Source organism: Streptomyces sp. NPDC059003 (genome assembly GCF_042740445.1).
Classification (GTDB): Bacteria; Actinomycetota; Actinomycetes; order Streptomycetales; family Streptomycetaceae; genus Streptomyces.
In genome coordinates this window covers 26528-46150 of record NZ_JBHYJH010000013.1, presented here as the reverse complement: position 1 = coordinate 46150, position 19623 = coordinate 26528, and the positions used below count along the sequence as shown (strand labels likewise).

Annotated in this window: 16 protein-coding genes and 1 pseudogene; 7 read left to right on the top strand and 10 right to left on the bottom strand. The window is 72.9% G+C overall.

Features of this window, described 5'->3' with window-relative positions; translation table 11 throughout:
• Positions 1–126: 126 nt before the first annotated feature.
• Positions 127–1737, bottom strand: a complete 1611-nt coding sequence (locus tag ACFWZ5_RS08535; RefSeq protein WP_384799909.1) for an MFS transporter — start codon at positions 1735–1737, stop codon at positions 127–129.
• Between the two features lie 196 nt (positions 1738–1933).
• Between ACFWZ5_RS08535 and panB the strand changes: the two genes are divergently transcribed.
• From panB to ACFWZ5_RS08520, 3 genes are all read left to right on the top strand, one after another.
• On the top strand, positions 1934–2815 hold the full coding sequence (gene panB / locus ACFWZ5_RS08530; RefSeq protein ID WP_384799912.1) for a 3-methyl-2-oxobutanoate hydroxymethyltransferase: 882 nt from the start codon (positions 1934–1936) through the stop codon (positions 2813–2815).
• Between the two features lie 163 nt (positions 2816–2978).
• Entirely contained in the window at positions 2979–4022 is a 1044-nt protein-coding gene (locus tag ACFWZ5_RS08525; protein WP_384799915.1) for an ATP-binding cassette domain-containing protein, read from the top strand.
• On the top strand, positions 4019–4876 hold the full coding sequence (locus tag ACFWZ5_RS08520; RefSeq protein WP_384799918.1) for an ABC transporter permease: 858 nt from the start codon (positions 4019–4021) through the stop codon (positions 4874–4876). The genes ACFWZ5_RS08525 and ACFWZ5_RS08520 overlap by 4 nt, the downstream gene beginning before the upstream one ends.
• 54 nt (positions 4877–4930) lie before the next feature.
• On the opposite strand, the gene ACFWZ5_RS08515 is transcribed toward ACFWZ5_RS08520, so the two are convergent.
• Complete coding sequence (locus ACFWZ5_RS08515) at positions 4931–7384, bottom strand: ATP-binding protein (protein WP_384890562.1); 2454 nt, start codon at positions 7382–7384, stop codon at positions 4931–4933.
• Between the two features lie 1476 nt (positions 7385–8860).
• Positions 8861–9739, bottom strand: a pseudogene (locus ACFWZ5_RS08510) (BTAD domain-containing putative transcriptional regulator); the annotation flags it as partial.
• A gap of 149 nt (positions 9740–9888) precedes the next feature.
• Between ACFWZ5_RS08510 and ACFWZ5_RS08505 the strand changes: the two are divergent.
• On the top strand, positions 9889–10683 hold the full coding sequence (locus tag ACFWZ5_RS08505; protein ID WP_384796868.1) for a site-2 protease family protein: 795 nt from the start codon (positions 9889–9891) through the stop codon (positions 10681–10683).
• A 15-nt stretch (positions 10684–10698) separates the two neighbouring features.
• On the opposite strand, the gene ACFWZ5_RS08500 is transcribed toward ACFWZ5_RS08505, so the two are convergent.
• From ACFWZ5_RS08500 to ACFWZ5_RS08490, 3 genes are read right to left on the bottom strand one after another with little or no spacing between them, the layout of a single operon-like run.
• Positions 10699–10959, bottom strand: coding sequence for a hypothetical protein (locus ACFWZ5_RS08500; protein ID WP_384796865.1), 261 nt, complete (start codon positions 10957–10959; stop codon positions 10699–10701).
• A 23-nt stretch (positions 10960–10982) separates the two neighbouring features.
• Positions 10983–11693, bottom strand: a complete 711-nt coding sequence (gene npdG, locus ACFWZ5_RS08495; RefSeq protein ID WP_384796862.1) for an NADPH-dependent F420 reductase — start codon at positions 11691–11693, stop codon at positions 10983–10985.
• 42 nt (positions 11694–11735) lie between these two features.
• Positions 11736–12821, bottom strand: a complete 1086-nt coding sequence (locus ACFWZ5_RS08490; protein ID WP_384796859.1) for an exo-alpha-sialidase — start codon at positions 12819–12821, stop codon at positions 11736–11738.
• A gap of 79 nt (positions 12822–12900) precedes the next feature.
• Between ACFWZ5_RS08490 and ACFWZ5_RS08485 the strand changes: the two genes are divergently transcribed.
• Entirely contained in the window at positions 12901–13503 is a 603-nt protein-coding gene (locus ACFWZ5_RS08485; RefSeq protein WP_384796856.1) for a hypothetical protein, read from the top strand.
• Between the two features lie 294 nt (positions 13504–13797).
• Here the strand turns inward: ACFWZ5_RS08485 and ACFWZ5_RS08480 are convergent, their stop codons facing one another.
• Entirely contained in the window at positions 13798–14031 is a 234-nt protein-coding gene (locus ACFWZ5_RS08480) for a hypothetical protein (protein WP_384796853.1), read from the bottom strand.
• A 58-nt stretch (positions 14032–14089) separates the two neighbouring features.
• On the opposite strand from ACFWZ5_RS08480, the gene map reads away from it, so the two are divergent.
• Complete coding sequence (gene map / locus ACFWZ5_RS08475; protein ID WP_384796850.1) at positions 14090–14947, top strand: type I methionyl aminopeptidase; 858 nt, start codon at positions 14090–14092, stop codon at positions 14945–14947.
• Positions 14948–15074: 127 nt separating this feature from the next.
• Positions 15075–15755: a heme oxygenase (biliverdin-producing) gene (locus tag ACFWZ5_RS08470; RefSeq protein WP_384796847.1), complete on the top strand. Its 681-nt coding sequence runs from the start codon at positions 15075–15077 to the stop codon at positions 15753–15755.
• A 78-nt stretch (positions 15756–15833) separates the two neighbouring features.
• On the opposite strand, the gene ACFWZ5_RS08465 is transcribed toward ACFWZ5_RS08470, so the two are convergent.
• From ACFWZ5_RS08465 to ACFWZ5_RS08455, 3 genes are all read right to left on the bottom strand, one after another.
• The gene (locus tag ACFWZ5_RS08465) at positions 15834–16511 is read right to left on the bottom strand and encodes a PhzF family phenazine biosynthesis protein (RefSeq protein ID WP_384796844.1); all 678 of its coding nucleotides are present in this window, start codon (positions 16509–16511) and stop codon (positions 15834–15836) included.
• A 61-nt stretch (positions 16512–16572) separates the two neighbouring features.
• Positions 16573–18114: an HtaA domain-containing protein gene (locus ACFWZ5_RS08460; protein WP_384796842.1), complete on the bottom strand. Its 1542-nt coding sequence runs from the start codon at positions 18112–18114 to the stop codon at positions 16573–16575.
• A gap of 53 nt (positions 18115–18167) precedes the next feature.
• Positions 18168–19616: an HtaA domain-containing protein gene (locus tag ACFWZ5_RS08455; RefSeq protein ID WP_384796839.1), complete on the bottom strand. Its 1449-nt coding sequence runs from the start codon at positions 19614–19616 to the stop codon at positions 18168–18170.
• Positions 19617–19623 lie beyond the last annotated feature (7 nt).

Here is a 19623-nt window from a genome sequence, read left to right as displayed (position 1 = left end):
GCGGCAGCGGCACCCGGCCCGCTGTTCCCGCTGTGGGCAGCTGGTCCGCCCAGAGGGCGGGACGGGTGGGCACAGCCCGCGCGCCGGGCGCCTGCCGGTAGAGCTCAGGGCATCCCCGGTCGGAGCTCAGGAGGACTTCGCGGGTACCGGGGCCTGGTCGTCCGTGGACTCGGTGGCCCGGTCCGTCGGCCGGGTGGGGGGCTTGCCCGGGAGGAACAGGGTGACGATCACTACGCCGAGGAGGGCGACGCCCGCCCCGCACAGGGCGGTGACGTGCATCGCGTGCAGGAAGGAGTCGTTGGCCGACGAGACCAGCGCCTCGCCCCGGGGCCCGAGCCGCGCGGCGGCGCCGAGCGTGGCCTCGATGGACTCGCCCGCGGTGTGCCGCATCCCCTCGGGCAGCATCCGCAGCTCGTCCTCCACCCCGCCGCGGTACGCCGTGGAGAGCACCGAGCCGAGCACGGCGATGCCGAGCGCGCCGCCGACCTGCCGGAAGGTGTTGCTGAGCGCGGACGCGGAGCCCGCCTTCTCGCGGGGCAGCGCCTGCATGATGACCACGCTGGTGGGCGTCATGATGTGCGCCATGCCCGCGCCCATGACGAAGAAGATGACCTCCATGACCCAGATCGGGGTGTCGGCGTCGAGCGTGGCGAAGCCGATGAGCGTCACGGTGACGAGCCCGAGGCCGCCCGCGCACACCGCCCGGACACCGAACCGCTCGACGACGAGCCGCGACCGCGGCGCGAAGATCAGCTGGGCGACGGCGAGCGGCAGCATCAACAGACCGGTCTCGAGCGGCGAGTAGCCGCGCACGCTCTGCGTGTAGAAGACCGCGAAGAACGTCACGCCCATGAGCGCGAAGAAGACGAGGGCGATCGCGGTGATCGCCGCCGAGAAGACGCGGTTCTTGAAGTACGAGATGTCGATGGACGGGTGGTCGCTGCGCTTCTCGTACCAGACGAAGCCGACGAGCACGGCGAGACCGGCGAGGACGGTGGCGAGCACCGCCGGGTCGGTGAAGTCGGCGAGCTGGCCGCCCTTGATGATGCCGTAGACGAGCAGCACGAGGCCGACGACCGACAGGGCGACGCCGACGAGGTCGATGCGGCCGGGCCTGGGGTCCTTGGAGTCCGGCACGAGGGCGAGCATCAGGACGACCGCGATGATCACGATCGGTACGTTGATGAGGAAGACCGAGCCCCACCAGAAGTGGTCGAGCAGCACGCCGCCGGTGATCGGGCCGATCGCGACGCCGAGGCCGACGCCGCCGGCCCAGATGCCGATGGCCTTGGGCTGCTCCTCGCGCTCGAAGACGTTCATGAGGACGGCGAGCGTCGCGGGCATCACGAAGGCGGCGCCGAGGCCCATCACCCCGCGGAACGCGATGAGCTGGACGGGCGAGCCGGACTGCGCGGCGAGCGCGGAGCCGATGCCGAAGACGACGAGTCCGCCGATCAGGATCTTCTTGCGGCCGATCCGGTCGCCGAGCAGGCCCGCGGTGAACAGCAGGCCCGCGAAGACGAGCGTGTAGGAGTTGATCGCCCACTCGAGCTCGCCCTGGGTGGCGCCGAGGCCGGTGGGTTCGGGTGTCGAGATGGTCTTGATGGCGACGTTCAGGATCGAGTTGTCGAGAACGACGATCAGCAGGCTGAGCATCAGGACGCCGAGGATCGCCCAGCGGCGCCGGTGGACGGCCTCCGGTATGCGGGGAGCGCCGGGGGCGGCAGGTGTTGTCATGCGATCCAGCCTAGACACATTTCGATACGAGACCGTCTCGTATTGGAAAAGGCTTTACCGGGGTTTTCCCTCCCGGGGAGCCACCAGAAATGGCTGGAAGAAACCCCCCTAGCCGCCGGGCGGCACGCGATGCCACCATGGAGGTGATCCGGGGACGCCGTCAGGGCGCCTCGAGACGACAGAAGGAGCCGTTGCGATGACGCAGCTTTCGGCTGCCCAGAGCCCTGCCCCCCAGGGGCAGACACCCGACAGCAGCAAGGCGCTGTACGGCGGCAAGGGCACGCGCCGCATTACCGTGCGCGACATCACCGCCGCCAAGGAGCGCGGCGAGAAGTGGCCCATGCTCACCGCGTACGACGCGATGACCGCGTCGGTCTTCGACGAGGCCGGCATCCCGGTCCTGCTCGTCGGCGACTCCGCGGGCAACTGCCACCTGGGGTACGACACCACCGTGCCCGTCACCCTCGACGAGATGGCCGTGATGGCCTCGGCCGTCGTCCGGGGCACGAGCCGCGCCCTGGTCGTCGCCGACCTGACCTTCGGCTCGTACCAGGAGGGCCCCGTCCAGGCGCTGCGCTCGGCGACCCGCCTGGTCAAGGAGGCGGGCGTCGGCGCGGTCAAGCTGGAGGGCGGGGAGCGGTCGCTCGCCCAGACCGAGCTGCTCGTGCAGTCCGGCATCCCCGTCATGTCCCACCTGGGCCTGACCCCGCAGTCCGTGAACACGATGGGCTACCGCGTCCAGGGACGCGGCGAGGAGGCGGCCCAGCAGCTGCTCCGCGACGCCAAGGCCGCGGAGGCCGCGGGCGCGTTCGCGGTCGTCCTCGAACTCGTACCGGCCGAGCTGGCCGCCGAGGTCACCCGGTCCCTGCACATCCCGACCGTCGGGATCGGCGCCGGCGTCGAGTGCGACGCCCAGGTCCTGGTGTGGACCGACATGCTGGGCCTCACGCCGGGCAAGATGCCGCGGTTCGTGAAGCAGTACGCGGACTTGCGCGGCGTCATGGGCCAGGCCGTGAAGTCCTTCGCACAGGACGTCGTGGGCGGTGCCTTCCCGGCCCCGGAGCACGCCGTCCACTAGCGGCCCCCCTAGCCATCCGGCACAGCGTGCCGCATCGCGAGGCACATTTTGAGCCACTGCGGCACCCTCGACAGCCCGCCGACAACCCCCTATCGGCGGGCTGTCGTCTGCCTGTAGGAGATCTGTCGGTGGATTGTCGGTGGTGCCTGATCTCATGGAAGGCATGACACGCATCGACAACAAGCCCCAACGGGGAGCGGGCGGCGCGGGCAGCGCCGTTTCGGTACGGGGTCTTGTCAAGCACTACGGCGAGACCAAGGCGCTGGACGGCGTCGACGTGGACGTCCACGAGGGCACGGTCCTCGGTGTCCTCGGCCCCAACGGCGCCGGGAAGACCACGCTCGTCCGCTGCCTCTCCACGCTCATCACCCCCGACTCCGGCACCGCCTTCGTCGCCGGGTACGACGTGCTGCGCCAGCCTCGCCAGCTGCGCCGCGTGATAGGCCTCACCGGTCAGTACGCCTCGGTGGACGAGAAGCTGACCGGCTGGGACAACCTCTACATGATCGGGCGCCTGCTCGACCTCTCCCGCAAGGAGGCCCGCTCCCGCGCGGACGGGCTCCTGGAGCGGTTCTCGCTCACGGAGGCCGCGCGGCGCCCCGCGAGGACGTACTCCGGAGGCATGCGCCGCCGCCTCGACCTGGCCGCGTCGATGATCGGCAGCCCGGCCGTGCTGTTCCTCGACGAGCCGACCACCGGCCTGGACCCGCGCACGCGCAACGAGGTCTGGGACGAGGTCAAGCGCATGGTCGGCGACGGCGTCACCGTCCTGCTGACCACGCAGTACATGGAGGAGGCCGAGCAGCTCGCGAGCGAGCTCACGGTCATCGACCGCGGCAAGGTCATCGCGGGCGGCGGCATCGAGGAGCTGAAGGCGAAGGTCGGCGGCCGCACCCTGCGCATCCGCCCGGCCGACCCGGCCCAGCTGCACCCCACGGCCACCGCCCTGGACGAGGCGGGCCTCACGGGCCTCGCCACCACCACCGTCGACGCGGAGACGGGCACGGTCCTGGTGCCGATCCTCAGCGACGAGCAGCTCACGGCGGTCGTGGGCACGCTCACCGCCCGCGGCATCACGCTGTCCGACATCGCCACCGAACTGCCCAGCCTGGACGAGGTGTTCCTCTCCCTCACCGGTCACAAGACCGGCGAGTCGCAGGACGCCGCGTCCTCGAAGGCCATCGACTTCGAGGGAGTCGCCGCATGAGTGCCACCACCGTGGAGGCGCCCTCCGCGCCGCCCGCACAGCAGCAGTCCGCCGCCACGTCGGCGCCCGACGCCCGCATCGGCCCGCGCGCCCACGTGCGGCACACCGCCGCCCTGGTCCGCCGCAACCTGCTGTGGATCAAGCAGGACGCGGAGTCGATGTTCGACGCCGTCCTGATGCCGATCGTCTTCACGCTCCTGTTCGTGTACGTCTTCGGCGGCTCGGTCGGCCAGGCCCTCGGCGGCGGCCGCGAGGAGTACGTCCAGTACGTCATCCCCGGCCTGATGGCCATGATGGGGATGAACATGGCCATGGGTGTGGGCACGGGCTTCAACCAGGACTTCCAGAGCGGTGTGATGGACCGCTTCAGGTCGCTGCCGATCGGCCGCTCGTCGGTGATGGTCGCCAAGATCGTGGTCGAGCTCCTGCGGATGCTCGTCGCCACGGCGATCCTGCTGGTCGTCGCCCTGATCATCGGCTTCTCCGTGGAGAGCGTCCCGGGCCTGCTCGCGTCCATAGGTCTCGCCCTGGCCTTCGGCGTGGGCCTGATGTGGATCTTCCTCACCATGGGCGTCGTCATGAAGAGCGCCCAGGCCATCCAGGGCATGGGCTTCCTGGTCCTGATGCCGCTGCAGTTCGGCTCGTCCATCTTCGCGCCGACGGAGTCCATGCCCGACTGGCTGCAGGCGTTCACGGACTACAACCCGCTGTCGTCGCTCGCCGACGCCGCCCGCGGCCTGATGAACGGCGGCGCGCCGGTCGCGCACGACGTGTGGGTGACGCTGATCTGGTCCGTCGGCCTGACGGCCGTGATGGCGCCGATCGCGATCCACAAGTTCCGTACGAAGACGTGAGCGTGACGGCGTGACGTCAGCCCCGCACGACGACGTGCACGTGTCGGCCGCCGGTCACAGGCCGGCCGCGGCGACGGCCTCCTCCCAGGTGAGGCCGTCGCCCTCGGCGTACGCGGCGGCGTAGGCAGCGTCGCCGAGCACCGCGCGGGCCGCGTGCTCGGCCGCGTCCCTGATCTCCCGCTCCAGGGCGGACGGCACATGGCCGGGCGGCAGCCGCAGGTCGGCCACGGCGAGCATGCGGGCCGCCTCGCGGCCGCGGTCCGGGTGGGCCGACGCGAGCGCGCGGGCCATGGTGCCCAGGTGGATGGCGAGCAGCTGCGGGGCCACCATCACCGACAGCGGGTCGGAGGCCTTCTCCAGGGCCTCGCGGGCGCGCGCGAGCGCGTCCTCGTGCCGGCCGTCGACCGTGTCGAGCCAGGCCTGCGTGGCGAGCACGGTGCCGTCGAAGACGGCGAAGCCGATACTCGTGAACTCCTCGCGCAGCAGCTCAAGTTGGGCGCGCGCCTCGGGGACGCGGCCGGTGCGGCCGAGCAGCCCGATGAGATAGATCCGGGCGGCGGGCAGCGCCTGGTGGACACGGCTGCCGCCCTTGTCCGCGACCCGCCTGAGCAGCGCTTCGCCCCGCTCGGCCGCGCCCGCCTCGACGAGCGCCGCGCCGAGCCGGGCCGTCAGGAGGGACACCTGCGCCTTGGCGCCCAGGCTCTCGGCGTACGCGATGGCGGCCTCGAAGTCCTCGGCCGCCCGCAGATAGGCGCCGCGCCGCTCATGGGCCTCACCGCGGGAGGCGAGGGCCTCGGCCATGCCCCAGGTGTCGCCGAGCCGCGTGAAGATCTCCAGGGACTCGTCGGCGTCGCGGCCCGCGTCGCCCGCCCAGTCGGTGCGGTTGGCGAGGATGTTGGCGCGCCACTGCAGGGATCCGGCGAGCTCCCAGGTGTAGCCGAGGGCGCGGCAGGTCTCGACGGTCTCGTCGACGATCGCCCGCAGTCGGCGGAAGTCACCGGTCATGAGGACGGCGTAGAACCACAGGGTGCCCGGGTTCCGGCAGGTCTGCGGCAGGCCCGCGCGGTAGGTGTCGCGGATCGCGCGCAGCTTGGCCTCGGCCTGCGGGGTCTGCCAGGCCTCCGGGTCCATGTCCATGCAGGACAGCTCCACGAGGTGCACACCGCGCCGGGCCTCCTCAAGGACCTCGGGGCGCAGGGGCGGCGGGGTGTCCGTGCAGCGCTCGTACAGCGGCGCCACGGGGGTGACGGGCTCCACGAACGGGTCGGGGCCGAGCGCGGTCACCTCGCGGGACCAGTGCCGGGCCTCGGTGCGCAGGTCCCGCATCAGCCAGAACCACGACAGGGAGAGGACCAGGCACAGCGCCTCCTGCTCGTCGCGGGCGGCGACGGCGCGGCGCAGCGCGGTGCGCAGGTTCTCGTACTCGGTCTCCAGGGCCGCGATGGCCTCGCGCTGCCCGTGGCCGCGCAGTTCGGGGTCGGTGACGCGGGCGAGCTCCCGGAAGTGCGTGAGGTGCGCCCGCTCGGCCGCAGTCCGCTCCCCCGCCTCGTCGAGCCGCTGCGCCGCGTACTCGGACACGGTTTCCAGGAGCCGGTAGCGCATCACGTCGCCGCGGGCCGAAGGGGCGGCCACGACCAGGGACTTGTCGACGAGCGACCCGAGCAGCTCAGGAATGTCCGCGACATCCATGACGTCCATGGCATCCGTGACGTCCGTGGCGCAGACGGCCTCCGCGGCGGCGAGGTCGCAGCCGCCCGCGAAGACCGAGAGGCGGCGCAGGACGGCGCGTTCGGCGGCGTCGAGGAGGTCCCAGGACCAGTCGACGACGGCGCGCAGGGTCTGCTGGCGCGGCAGGACGGTGCGGGCGCCGTTCGTCAGGAGCCGGAAGCGGTCGTCGAGGCGGTCGGCGATCTGGCGCGGCGTGAGCATCCGCAGGCGGGCCGCGGCCAGTTCGATGGCGAGCGGGAGGCCGTCCAGGCGCAGGCAGATCTCGGCGGCGGCCCGCGCGTCGTCGTCGACGCGGAAGCCGGGGCGTGCCGCCTGTCCCCGGTCGGCGAGCAGGCGCAGGGCGAAGGGCTCCGGGAGCGGTTCGACGGGGCGCAGCGACTCGCCCGGCACGCCGAGGGGTTCGCGGCTCGTGGCGAGGATCGTCAGGCCCGGGCAGTGGGCGAGGAGCCGCTCGGCGAGGCGGGCGGCGGCGTCGACGACGTGCTCGCAGTTGTCGAGGATGAGCAGCATGCGGCGCCGGGCACAGTGCTCGGTGAGGCGTACGAGGGGGTCGTCGGCGTGCCGTTCGGCCGCCGCCCGCAGCTCCTCGGCGCCGGCGCCGCGCAGCCGGGTCTCGCGGGCGCCGAGTGCGGTGAGTACGGCCTCCGGCACGTCGTCCGGGTCGTCGACCGGTGCGAGTTCGGCCAGCCACACGCCGTCCGGCGCGGCCTCGCCGACGGTCTCGGCGGCCTCCTGCGACAGCCGCGTCTTTCCGGCCCCTCCGGGCCCGATCAATGTCACGAGCCTGGCCCGCCGCAGGTCCCCCCGGATGGCATCGATGTCCCCCTCCCGCCCGACGAAGGAGGTGAGCCGGGCACGGAGGTTTCCGGGGGTGGGGGGTGAGGTGGGGGTTTGGGGGGTTGGGGTTTGGGGGGTGGGGGGCGGTGCGGGGATTTGGGGGGTTGGGGCTTGGGGGGTTGGGGTCTGGGGGGTGGGGGTCTGGGGCGGAGATGGGGGGCCGGGTGGGGTGGGGGTGAGGGCTGTGGGGGCGGGGGTGGCCTCGGGGGGCGCGGGAGCGGCGGGGGCCGCGGGAGCGGGGACGGGAGTCGCGGGTGCAGGGGCGGGGGGCGCGGGTGCAGGGGCGGGGGGCGTGTGGGGGGTGGTCGGTTCCGTCGCGTCGGAGGGCGCGGGTACGACGCCAGGGGCGCCGGAAGCAGGGGGAGTTGCTGGAGCGGAGACGGGGGTCGCGGGGCCGACGCCGGGCGCGGCGGGAGCGACGCCCGGGGCGGCAGGATCAGCGCCCGGGGCGGTGGGAGCTGCACCGGGGACGACGGGAGCGGCGCCCGGAGACGCGGGAACGGCGCCAGGGACGACGGGAGCGGCGCCCGGAGACGCGGGAACGGCGCCAGGGACAGCGGGAGCAGCGGTGGGAGCCGTGTGGGGGACGGCCTGTCCGGCGGCGTCGAAGGGTGCCGGTACGGCGCCCGGAGCGCCGGGAGTCGTGGTCGTGGCGGTCGGTCCCGTGGGGGGTACCTGGGGCGGGCTCGTCGGGGTCGGCCCGGGTGTCGTAGGGGCGCCGTGGACGGTGCCTTCGGCGGCCGGAGGTGTCTCGGTGGCGGCCCCACGGTTGGCCGGGGGTTGGCCGGAGATGGCCCCTCCGGATGCCGGGGGTGTCCCGAAAGTGGCTCCTCCGGATGCCGACGGCGACTCGGAAGCAGGCCCTCCGGACGCCGGGGGTTGGCCTGAGATGGCCCCTCCGGCCGCCGAGGGTGGCCCGAAAGCGGCTCCTCCGGATGCCGGGGGCGACTCGGAAGCGGACCCTCCGGACGCCGGAGGTATGTCGGAGGCGCCCTCCTCGGCGGCCGGGCGTGAGCCGAAGGCGGGCTCTCCGGACGCCGGGCGCGCTTCGGTGGCCGCGGGCGCCGGGGAGTCGGCACCGCCGCCGTCCCGGGCACCGCCACCCTCGCGAGCGGGGGCACCGCCCGGAGCAGGGAGGCCGTCCGGGCCGAGGACGCCTTCCCAGCCGGGGAGACCCTCCGGACCGGGGTCACCCTCCCCGCCGAGGGCACCCTCCCGACCAGGGACGTGCTCCCGACCAGGGACGCCTTCCCGACCAGGAACACCCTCCCCGCCGAGGACACCCTCCCGACCAGGGACGCGCTCCCGACCAGGGACGCCTTCCCAGCCGGGGAGACTCTCCGGACCGGGGACACCCTCCCGACCAGGAACACCCTCCCCGCCGAGGACACCTTCCCAACCAGGAACACCCTCCCACCCAGGAGCCCCCCCACCCCCCGACAAAGCCGCCGCCCCAGGAATCGCCGTGCCCCAAGGTGTGCCCGCCCCGGCCGAGGTGGCCGTTCCCTGGTGGAGCAACTGGTCGTGGAGGGCGCGCAGTTCGGGGCCCGGGTCGGTGCCGAGGCGGTTGGCGAGGGTGCGGCGTATGCCGTCGTACGCGGCGAGCGCCTCCGCCGCGCGGCCCGTGTCGCGCAGGGCGCGCAGGCGCAGGGCCTGGAGGGGCTCGTCCAGGGGGTGGGTGTCGCACAGGGCGGTGAGCTCCGGCAGCGCGGAGTCGGCCCGGCCGAGGGCGAGCGCCGCGGCGAGGCGGGCGCGCCGCGCGTCGAGGCGCAGGGCCGCCCAGCGGGACGCCTCCGCGCCGTTCCGCGGCAGGTCGGTGAAGGCGTCGCCGTGCCAGAGGGCGAGCGCGTCGTCGAGGGCGGTGGCCGCCTTGCCCGGGTCGCCGTCGGCGAGGGCGCGCGTGCCCTCGCCGACGAGGCGCTCGAAGCGGTGGGCGTCGACGTCGTCGAGGGCCGCGCACAGCCGGTAGCCGCCCTCCCCGGAGACGACGGCGTCGGCACCGAGCGCGCGCCGGAGCCGGCCGACCAGGGCCTGCAGGGCGCCGGGGGCGTCGGCCGGGGGCGTGCCGTCCCACACCTCGTCGACCAGGGCGGCGGCGGCGACGGTGCGGCCCGGCCGCAGGGCGAGCGCCGCGAGCAGGGCACGCAGGCGCGCGCCGCCGACGGGAACGGTGGTCCCGTCGGGGCGTACGGCCCGTGTGACGCCGAGGACGCGGTAACGCACGCCCCCATTGTCACCGCTCCGGGTGCGCACCCCGCCGCCCACCCTCGAGCACCCGCACAGGGTGTCCGAATACATGTGTCCGAATACTGGCCGTGCCCCCACCACCCCCGCGGAACCACCCCGCCGTCCCCGTACGTTCATCCACTCCTGCTGTACGGTCGGGCACGCCCCGCGCCGGGCGTACGGCGCCGCGCGAAACTGTGAGACCTCAGGAGCACCGCACCATGACCGGCCACTCCCACGGCGACCGCCGTGTCAGCCCCGTCTTCCTCGGCATCGCCGCGGTCACCGCGGTCAGCGGCTGGGCCGCGTGGACCGGGTTCGCCGACAACCCGGGCTTCGCGGTGTTCCTGTTCGTCACGGCGGCCTGGGTCGTGTCGCTGTGCCTGCACGAGTACGCGCACGCGCGCACCGCGCTGCACAGCGGCGACATCTCGGTCGGCGCGAAGGGCTATCTGACGCTGAACCCGCTGAAGTACACGCACGCGCTGCTCAGCATCGTCCTGCCCGTGCTGTTCGTGATCATGGGTGGCATCGGTCTGCCGGGCGGCGCCGTCTTCATCGAGCGGGGCCGGATCCAGGGGCGCTGGCGGCACAGCCTGATCTCGGCGGCGGGGCCGCTGACGAACGTGCTGTTCGCGGTGGTCTGCACGGCCCCGTTCTGGCTGGACGCGCTCGACGGCGTGCCGGACACGTTCCGCTACGCCCTCGCGTTCCTCGCCCTGCTCCAGGTGACGGCCGCGATCCTGAACTTCCTGCCGATCCCGGGCCTGGACGGCTACGGCGTCATCGAGCCGTGGCTGTCGTACTCCGTGCGCCGCCAGGTGGAGCCGTTCGCGGCGTTCGGCCTGCTCGCGGTGTTCGGCATCCTGTGGATCCCGGAGGTCAACGACGCGTTCTTCGACGCGGTCGACGCGATCCTGCGCGGCCTCGGCGTGGAGAACTGGGACACGTACTGGGGGCAGCGGCTCTACCGCTTCTGGCAGGGCGAGCCGGACATCCCGCAGATCAGCGGCTAGCCGCGGCCCGGCGGCTCACTGGCTCGCGGGGGCCGTCTTCGCCGCCCGCTCGATCTTGGCGCGCCGGTAGTAGTACCAGGTCATGTTGGACGACAGGCCCGCGAGCAACACCCACACGATCCCGAGGAGGCTGCCCTGGACGAAGGAGACCACCGCGGCGGCGACGGCCAGGACGCAGACGACGAGGGTGTAGAGCGCTAGGCGGGGCATGGGGTTCGGCTCCTGATCACAGCAACGCGGCATTCCGGACGGACGTACCGCACCAGTGTCCCCCATGCCCCGCCCGCGGCGGCAGGGACCTACACGTCGGTGACGCGCAGCCCCGCGTGCGCCTTGTACCGCCGGTTCACCGAGATCAGGTTGGCGACGAGCGACTCCACCTGGTGGGCGTTGCGCAGGCGCCCGGCGAAGACGCCGCGCATGCCGGGGATGCGGGCGGCGAGGGCCTGCACCACGTCCGTGTCGGCGCGGCTCTCGCCGAGCACCATCACGTCGGTGTCGATCTCCTCGATCGACTCGTCCTGGAGCAGCACCGCGGACAGGTGGTGGAAGGCGGCGGTGACCCGCGATTCGGGCAGGAGCGCGGCGGCCTGCTCGGCGGCGCTGCCCTCCTCGGGCTTCAGGGCGTACGCGCCCTTCTTGTCGAAGCCGAGCGGGTTGACGCAGTCCACCACGAGCTTGCCCGCGAGGTCCGCGCGCAGCGCTTCGAGGGTCTTCGCGTGCCCGTCCCACGGCACGGCGACGATCACGATGTCGCTGCGCCGGGCGCACTCGGCGTTGTCCAGGCCCTCGACGCCGAGGCCGAGCTCGGCGGCCGCGGCGGCGGCGCGCTCCGCGGCGCGGGAGCCGATGATCACCTTCTGCCCCGCGCGGGCGAGGCGGTAGGCGAGGCCGCGCCCCTGGTCGCCGGTCCCGCCGAGGACACCGACGACGAGCCCGGACACGTCGGGCAGGTCCCAGGGGTCCTTGGCGGGCGCGGGCGCCTTCTGCACACTCTCCGTAGAAGTCATGATCAGAGCCTACGTCCGCCGCCGCGGGTCCGGCGGGCGCGGTCAGGCGAGCCGGTCGAGCGGCACGCGCCGGAAGGTGATCGTCTCGTACGCGCCGAAGTCCCCCGTCTCGTAGAGGAGTCCGACGGTCGAGTGGTCGACGCGGACGAGGTCGGAGTAGGCGGCGGGCAGCCCGTCGACGGTGTGCACGGTCTTCCAGGTGGTGCCGCCGTCGTGGCTCTTGCGGATGCTCATCTGCGCGCGGAAGCCGGGGTCCGCGGGCCCGGAGAACAGCAGCAGGTCCGGGTCGCGCAGCTGGAGCACGGCGCACTCGACGACGGGCCCGGTGAGGCAGGACTGCGGCCTAAAGGGCTTGACGAGGCTCGCGCCGCCGTCGCGGGAGTGGGCGTCGGCGCGGTTGCCGGGGGCCGGGGAGTCGTTGCGGGTGTTGAAGTAGACGCGCCCGTCGGGGAGTTCGGCGGCGGTGGTCTCGTTGACGTTGATGTAGCCGTTGGTGTTGTCGTCGACGTACCCGACGCGCCAGTTCTTGCCGCGGTCGTCGCTCAGCAGGCAGTGCCCGCCGTTGTAGCGGCCCTCCGTGCCGTTGTCGGTGCCGGTCGGCGGCAGCGAGTGGTTGGCGGGGACGAGCACGCGGCCGCCGCTCAGCTGGATCGCGTGGCCCGGCGTGGTCGCGTACCACCGCCAGCTCGGCCTCTTCACCTGTGCGGTGATCTCCCGGGGCGTCGACCAGGTGAGCCCCTCGTCGTCGCTGTGCTGCACCCAGACGCGGCGGCCGTCGGCCGGGGACACCTGGCCGCGCCTGATGGCCTCCTCTGAGGCCGCGGCCGCGTTCCTGACCTGCACGAGGAGGATCCGCCCGGTGTCGAGGACGACGGGTGCGGGGTTGCCCGCCAGGTCCGTGCCGTTGGCGCCGACGACCTGGAGCGGCCCCCAGGTGCGGCCGCCGTCGGCGGACCGCTTCAGGACGACGTCGATGTTGCCGAAGTCCTCCTGCGAGCCGACGCGGCCCTCGCAGAACGCGAGGACGACGCCGCCGCGGGTGCGGACCACGGCCGGGATCCGGAAGCTGGCGTACCCCTCGCGGCCCGCCCGGAAGGGAACAGAAACCTCAACTCTCTCCACTGACATCCCCACCCCTTCCCCATCCCGGGGGAATTCGCGGTGAACACGCGCTGACGATTGCGCCGTTGAGGCAGTATGCGCCCCCATGGACGCCGTACGGGTCGCGCTGCTGCGCGAAATTCTCTCCGGGACCGAATGGCCCGCCGCCGCACGCCGCTTCGCGGGCGCGCTGCGCTCCAGCGTGCTGCCGCACGGCGGCGGCCTGCTCCTCGTGGGCACGCGGGAGTACGAGCCGTGGCACCTGGCCGCGCACCTCGACGACGAGGCCGCCTGGTCCGGCACGCCCGAGCTGTCCCCGACGCTCGTGCGGCACCGGACGCGGCCCGGGGCGCCCGCCCGGCTCTCGGTGGGCCTCGGCCGGATCGAGGCGGCGCGGCGCGGCGAGACGCTGCTCGTCGTCGCGCCCGGCACGCCCGCGCCCGCCCTGCTCGCCCGGGTCCACGACGCGCGGCGCGCGGGCGCCGCGGTCTTCGCGCTCGGCGCGCCCGACGACGACCTGGGCGCCCTCGCCCACGAGGCGCTCACCGTGCCGCGCGACGGCGACCTCGACCTCGACACGGTGCAGCACCTGGTGAGCGCGGCGGCGGGCGAGAACGGCGTGCCCGCGCCCCGGGGCCGGCAGCGCCTGCGGGACCGGCTCTCACGGCTCGCGGACCAGCTGACGACACCCCCGCCCGCGCGCTGGTGACCACGACGGCCTGACCGGCCCGGGGCTCACGTCCCGCCGCTACCGCGGCGGCTTCTTCCCGCCCGCCCACCCATGACCTGCCGCCCCGGCCGCACCCGCCGACGGCGGACGACCCCCACCGGGGGCGCCCACCCCGCGGGAGGGTGGAAACGGGCGGGCGGGTGGGAAGAACCGCCGCGCGCAGCGCGGCGAAACCACCCACCGGCCCGCACCCGCCCACCGACCGCACCAGGTCGGACGCGCCTCCGGCCCGCCGGCCCGCGCCCACCCCGCGGGCGGGTGGGCGGCACGCGCTCAGGTGTCTTCGGGCTCGCCGCGCGTGGCGGCATCGTGCCAGCGAGGGTCGGTGTCCCATTCCAGGTTCCGCTCCTGCGCCGTCTGCATGGCGTGCTCCGCCTCCTCCCGGGAGGCGTAGGGGCCGAAGCGGTCCTTGCCGGGGCACTCCGGCCCCTCCTCGACCTTCTGGTGCTCCAGGCAGTAGTACCACTCACCCGGCTTGCCGACGGTCCGCCGCTTGAAAAGGGGCATGTCCGGCTCCTTTCTCTCCCGCCATGCTGCCCCATCGCCGCTCGTTAGACTCGCTGGCATGTCTGGCCAGTCACTGCTCGTACCAGGGGAGCTGTCTCCCACCCGTTCCGTGCCCGGAAACATCAGGCGCCCGGAGTACGTCGGCAAGCCCGCGCCGACCCCGTACACCGGGCCGGAGGTGCAGACCCCGGAGACCGTCGAGCTGATGCGGACCGCGGGCCGCATCGCCGCGCGCGCGATGGCGGAGGCCGCGAAGGCGATCGCGCCGGGCGTGACCACCGACGAGCTCGACCGCATCGCGCACGAGTACATGTGCGACCACGGCGCCTACCCGTCCACGCTCGGCTACCGCTCCTTCCCGAAGTCGCTGTGCGCCTCCGTCAACGAGGTCATCTGCCACGGCATCCCGGACTCCACCGTCCTGAAGGACGGCGACATCATCAACCTCGACGTCACCGCGTACATCGGCGGCGTGCACGGCGACAACAACGCGACGTACCTCGTGGGCGACGTCGACGAGGAGTCGCGCCTGCTCGTGGAGCGGACCCGCGAGTCGCTGAACCGCGCCATCAAGGCGGTCAAGCCCGGCCGCCAGATCAACATCATCGGCCGGGTCATCGAGTCGTACGCGAAGCGCTTCGGCTACGGCGTGGTCCGGGACTTCACCGGCCACGGCATCAACACGTCGTTCCACTCCGGCCTGATCGTCCCGCACTACGACAACCCGCACGCCACGACCGTCATCCAGCCCGGCATGACGTTCACCATCGAGCCGATGCTGACGCTCGGCACGCACGAGTACGACATGTGGGACGACGGCTGGACCGTCGTGACCAAGGACCGGAAGCGGACCGCGCAGTTCGAGCACACGCTGGTGGTGACGGACTCCGGGACGGAGATCCTCACGCTGCCGTGAGTCCGGGGGGCGGGTAGCGTTTTTACCGACAGGGCGTCGGGAACCGGTTGACTTAGGTAAGCCTAACTTGCATGATCGGTCCTGGCCACACTGGTTTCCCGCCCTTCCTCGGCACCGGAGGTCCCTCATGGACTCGTCGTCGACCACCGACCGCCCCCCGTTCTCGACGCTCATCCGCACCGCGTCCCACGAACAGCACACCGAGGCGGAGACGTCGACCTTCATGAGCGACCTGCTCGGCGGCCGGCTGGGCGTGGACGCGTACGCGCGGTACACGGAGCAGCTCTGGTTCGTGTACCGCGCCCTCGAGGACGGCGCGACCGCCCTGCGCGACGACCCGGTCGCCGGGCCCTTCATCAAGACCGAGCTGCTGCGCGTCGCCGAGCTCGAGCGGGACCTCACCCATCTGCGCGGCGCCGGCTGGCAGGACCGGGCCACGGCCCTGCCCGCCACGGCGGCGTACGCGGCGCGGGTGCGCGAGTGCGCGCGGACCTGGCCCGGCGGCTATGTGGCCCACCACTACACCCGCTATCTGGGCGACCTGTCCGGCGGGCAGATCATCCGCGGCAGGGCCGAGAAGACGTGGGGCTTCGCGCGCAAGGGCGACGGCGTGCGGTTCTACGTCTTCGAGGGGATCGCCAACCCCGCGGCGTTCAAGCGGGGCTATCGGGAGCTGCTCGACCGGCTCGATGTGGTGGTGCCGGACGAGTTGGAGCGGCACCGGATCGTGGACGAATGCCGGCGGGCTTTCGCCCTGAACACCGCGGTCTTCCGTGAGCTGGGGGAAGAGTTCCCCCAGTCTGCGTGACCCCTGTATATGGGGCTTCGCCCCTTTCCCCCTTTGTTGGCGCTTCGCGCCTCGTCCTCAAACGCCGGACAGGCTGAATTACCGCAGCACCACTCTGCCGCCTATCTCGATCAGGCCCTCAGGCGCCGGTGCCGTCAGGATCTGGGAGCCCCTGCCCTGGGTGATGTTGAGGGCGCGGCCCAGCTCGTGGGTGAGGAGGAGCGCCGCCGCGCCCGTCGCCTCGTCCTCGACGATGCCGTCGTCCCGGCCGGGGAAGGCCCGCGCGCGTACGCGTCCCGCGGCCTCGTCCTCCCAGGCCCAGGCGTAGATCCACTCCCCTGAGGGCGGCACGGGCAGGGCATCCACCTCCGCGGCCGACCCGTACCGCCGCAGGGTCCGCGGCGGCGCCCACTCCGCGCGGGCCGTGATCCAGGTGAACTCGCCGTCCTGGCGGGCCTCGACGACGCCCGCGGGGGTGACGAGTTCGGGCACGTCCAGGAGCCACGAGGTGCCGACGCACGGATGTCCGGCGAAGGGCAGCCGGGTGGTGGGCGTGTAGATGTCGATGACGCCGCGCTCGGGGTCGTCGACGAACACCGTTTCGCTGAAGCCGAGTTTCCCGGCGAGCGCCTGGCGTTCCTCGCGGGCGGGCATCCGGCTGCCGTCCCGCACGACGCCGAGTTCGTTGCCGTACCGCCCGTCGGGCGCGCAGAAGACGCGCAGGACGTCGATGCCGGCCTGCACGTCGAGTGTGTCGAGTACGCGTTCTTCGCTCACCTGGGCATTGAAGCATCAGGCGCCGCGCGAACGCGCGGCGCCTGAGCGGATGTTCAAAGGGTCACACGGTTCCGCCGTGGCCCGACTGCCGGCGCCGCGCCGCGTACACCGCCCCCGCGCCCGCCACGACGACCGCGCCCGCGATGCCGAGCAGCGTCCCCGACGGCGCCCCGGAACCCGTCTCCGCGAGGGACTCGGCGGCCCCGCCCACGGAACCGCCGCCGCCCACGGAACCGCTGCCCACCGGGCCGTTGCCGCCGCCCATGCCGGACGCGCCTGCGCCGTCGGACGACGACGGGATCCGGGCGCCGTCGGTCAGGGTGAGCGCGACGGTCACCGGGTCGATCCGGTCGCCCTTCTTGTACATCGAGCCCATGGTGTCGTTGGCGAACTGCTCGGCGCCCGCGGCCGTGAACCGTGCGGGGACCTTCTTGAAGAGGACCACGTCGTTCTTGGCGGCGTACGACACCCCGGACAGGTCGAGCGTCGCGAACTCGACGTCGTTGCTGGTGCGGGTCGGCGTCTTCACGTCGACGTACAGCGTGCCCTTCGTGCCGCTCGCCTTGATCTTCACGTCGCTGAACGTCATGTCGATGCCGTGCGCCTTGTAGAGGAAGCGCACGCTGCCGCCGAAGGACGCGTTCAGCTTCTTGGCCCCGGCCTTCCAGTCCGCCTTGGCGTACGGGAAGTCGTAGCCGTTCGCCTTCTTCTTGGCGCCCTTGGCCGTCTTCACCTCGCCGCCCGTGGAGATGTAGCGGCGGAAGCTCTCCTTCATGCCCCAGGACAGTTTCCCGCCGACGATCTTGCCGGTGGTCCGGCCGGGCCGGGGCTCGGGCTTGGTCGGGGTGGTGGTCGGCTTCGGCTTGGGCTTCGCGGTCGGCGTCGGCTTCGGCTTGGGCTTCGGCTCCTGGGGCGTGCTGGGCGTGGGGGACGGCGCGGGCGCGGAGCCGCCGGGCACCACCGTGAGCGTCGCCGGGTCGAGCGCCTGGCCCGCCTGGTACATGCCGTTGAAGGCCTTCGCGCCGTCGGCGGTGAGCTTCGCCGGGATGTCCTTGAACGTCATGGCGCCGCCCTGGCCGTGGCCCGGCCGGATGCCGTTCAGGTCGAGCTTGGCGAGGTCGATGTCGTTCTGCTTGGTGCCGTTGAGCGTGACGTCGGCCTTGATGGCGCCCGTCGTGCCCTTCGTCCGCACCTTCACGTCCGCGATTCTGATGTCGAAGCGGTGGGCCGTGGAGGTGAAGCGGACGGCGCCCTTGAGCGAGACCTTGGTGGTGTGGGTCGACAGGTCGTACGTGCCCTTGGCGCCGACGAACGTGAACACCCCGTTGCCGGCCGCCTGCTTGGCGCCGCCGCTGGTCGTGATCCTGCCCGCGGCCATGCCCGTGACGTACTTGCGGAAGGACTCCTTCAGGCCCCAGTCCAGGGTGCCGTCCGTGATGGTGAACACGGTCGGCGCCTGCTTGCCCGCGGGAGCCTGCTGCTCCGTCGGGGCGTCGACGGGCTCGTCGGCGGCGAACGCCGGGAAGGCGAACACGGTGGCGCCGAGCGCGACGGCCGTCGCGACGGCGGCGGCACGGACGGTGGGGCGGCTGGTGGCTGCCATGGTCAGTGGGCTCCTCGGAAGGAAGGGGGGTGGGAGGGGGAAAAGGGAAGGAGCTAGCGCGTCGCGCGGCGGCGGCGTACGACGCCGAAGGCCACCGCGGCCGCCACGAGCAGCGCCGCGACCGCGCCCAGGGTGATCGGCAGGGCGTTGGACGAGGAGTCGGAGTCCTCGGACTGCGCGACCGGCTTCGGTTCAGGCGTGGCCGCCGCCTTCTTGGGCTCCGGCGCCGCGGACGAGCCGAGGTCCGGCAGGGCGGGCAGTTCCGCCTTGTCGTCGACGGCGACGGCGAGCGACACGGGGTCCATCGCGGTGCCCGCCTTGTACATGGAGCCGAAGGCCTTCGCGCCGTCGGCGGTGAGCTTCGCGGGGGCCTCGGTGACGGCGATCAGGCCGTCGTGCGGCTTCAGTCCGGTCAGCTCCTTGCCGGTGAAGGTGACGAGCGGCGCCTTCTTCTCCGTGAAGTCCTTGCTGTCCACGTCGGCGTAGAGCGTGCCCCTGCCGTCCTTGACGCCGACGGCGACCTTGCTCAGGCCGAGGTCGAGGCCGTGCCTGCCGGTGAAGCGGACGGCGCCGGTGAAGTCGGCGGCGAGGGTGCGCTTCTTCTCGTCGTACGCGCCCTTGCCGCGCGGGAAGCGGAACAGGGCGCCGCCGTCCTGGGCGCCGGACGACAGCGTCCACTTGCCCTTGGCGATGGACCCGGAGACGTACTCGCGGAACGTGCGGCGCACGCCCCAGTCGACGGCGGCGTCCTCGATGCGCCCCGCGGCCTTCGGCTTCTTGCCCTTGTCGTCGGTGGGCTTCTTCGACGGTGTGCCGTCGGGCTTGTCGTGCGGCTTCTTGTCCGTTTTCGGTCGCGCCGCCGTCAGGTCCGTCGACAGGCTCACCGGGTCGAGCCGGGTGCCCGCCGCGTAGTACCCGGCGAAGGCCTTGGCGCCCTGGGTGGTGAGCGTCGCGGGGATATGGGTGAGGGCGATCGGTCCGGTGCCGCCCTTCATGTTGATGCCGGAGAGGTTGAGTGCGGCGAGCGGGACCTGGGCGGTCGAGGTGACCTTTCCGGTGCCCTTCTCCTTGCTGACCATGTCGGCGTAGAGCGTGCCGCGGCCGCCGGTGACCTTGACGGTGGGGCGGCTGATCGTCAGGTCGAGCTGGTACGAGCCGCCCTTCTTGTGGCCGGTGAAGTGCACGCCGCCGGAGAAGCCCGCGCTGAAGGCGCCGCTGTCCGGGTCGTAGGAGCCGGTGGCCGAGTGGAAGCGGAAGTCGCTGCCGCCGACCGTCGCCGCGCCGCCCTGGAGGTTCCAACTGCCCTTGGCTATCGGCCCGGTGACATAGCTCTGGAAGGAGGATTTGATGCCCCAGTCGAGCCTGCCGCCCTTCACCGTGCGGTCCTGCGCGTGAGCGGCGGCCGCCGGGAGCAGTGCTGCGACGAGTCCCGCGAGGACGGCCACGGCTCCGGCACGGACACCGTGGCCGCGGCGCGCACGCGGCGGTCTGGACGACGGCATGGGTCCC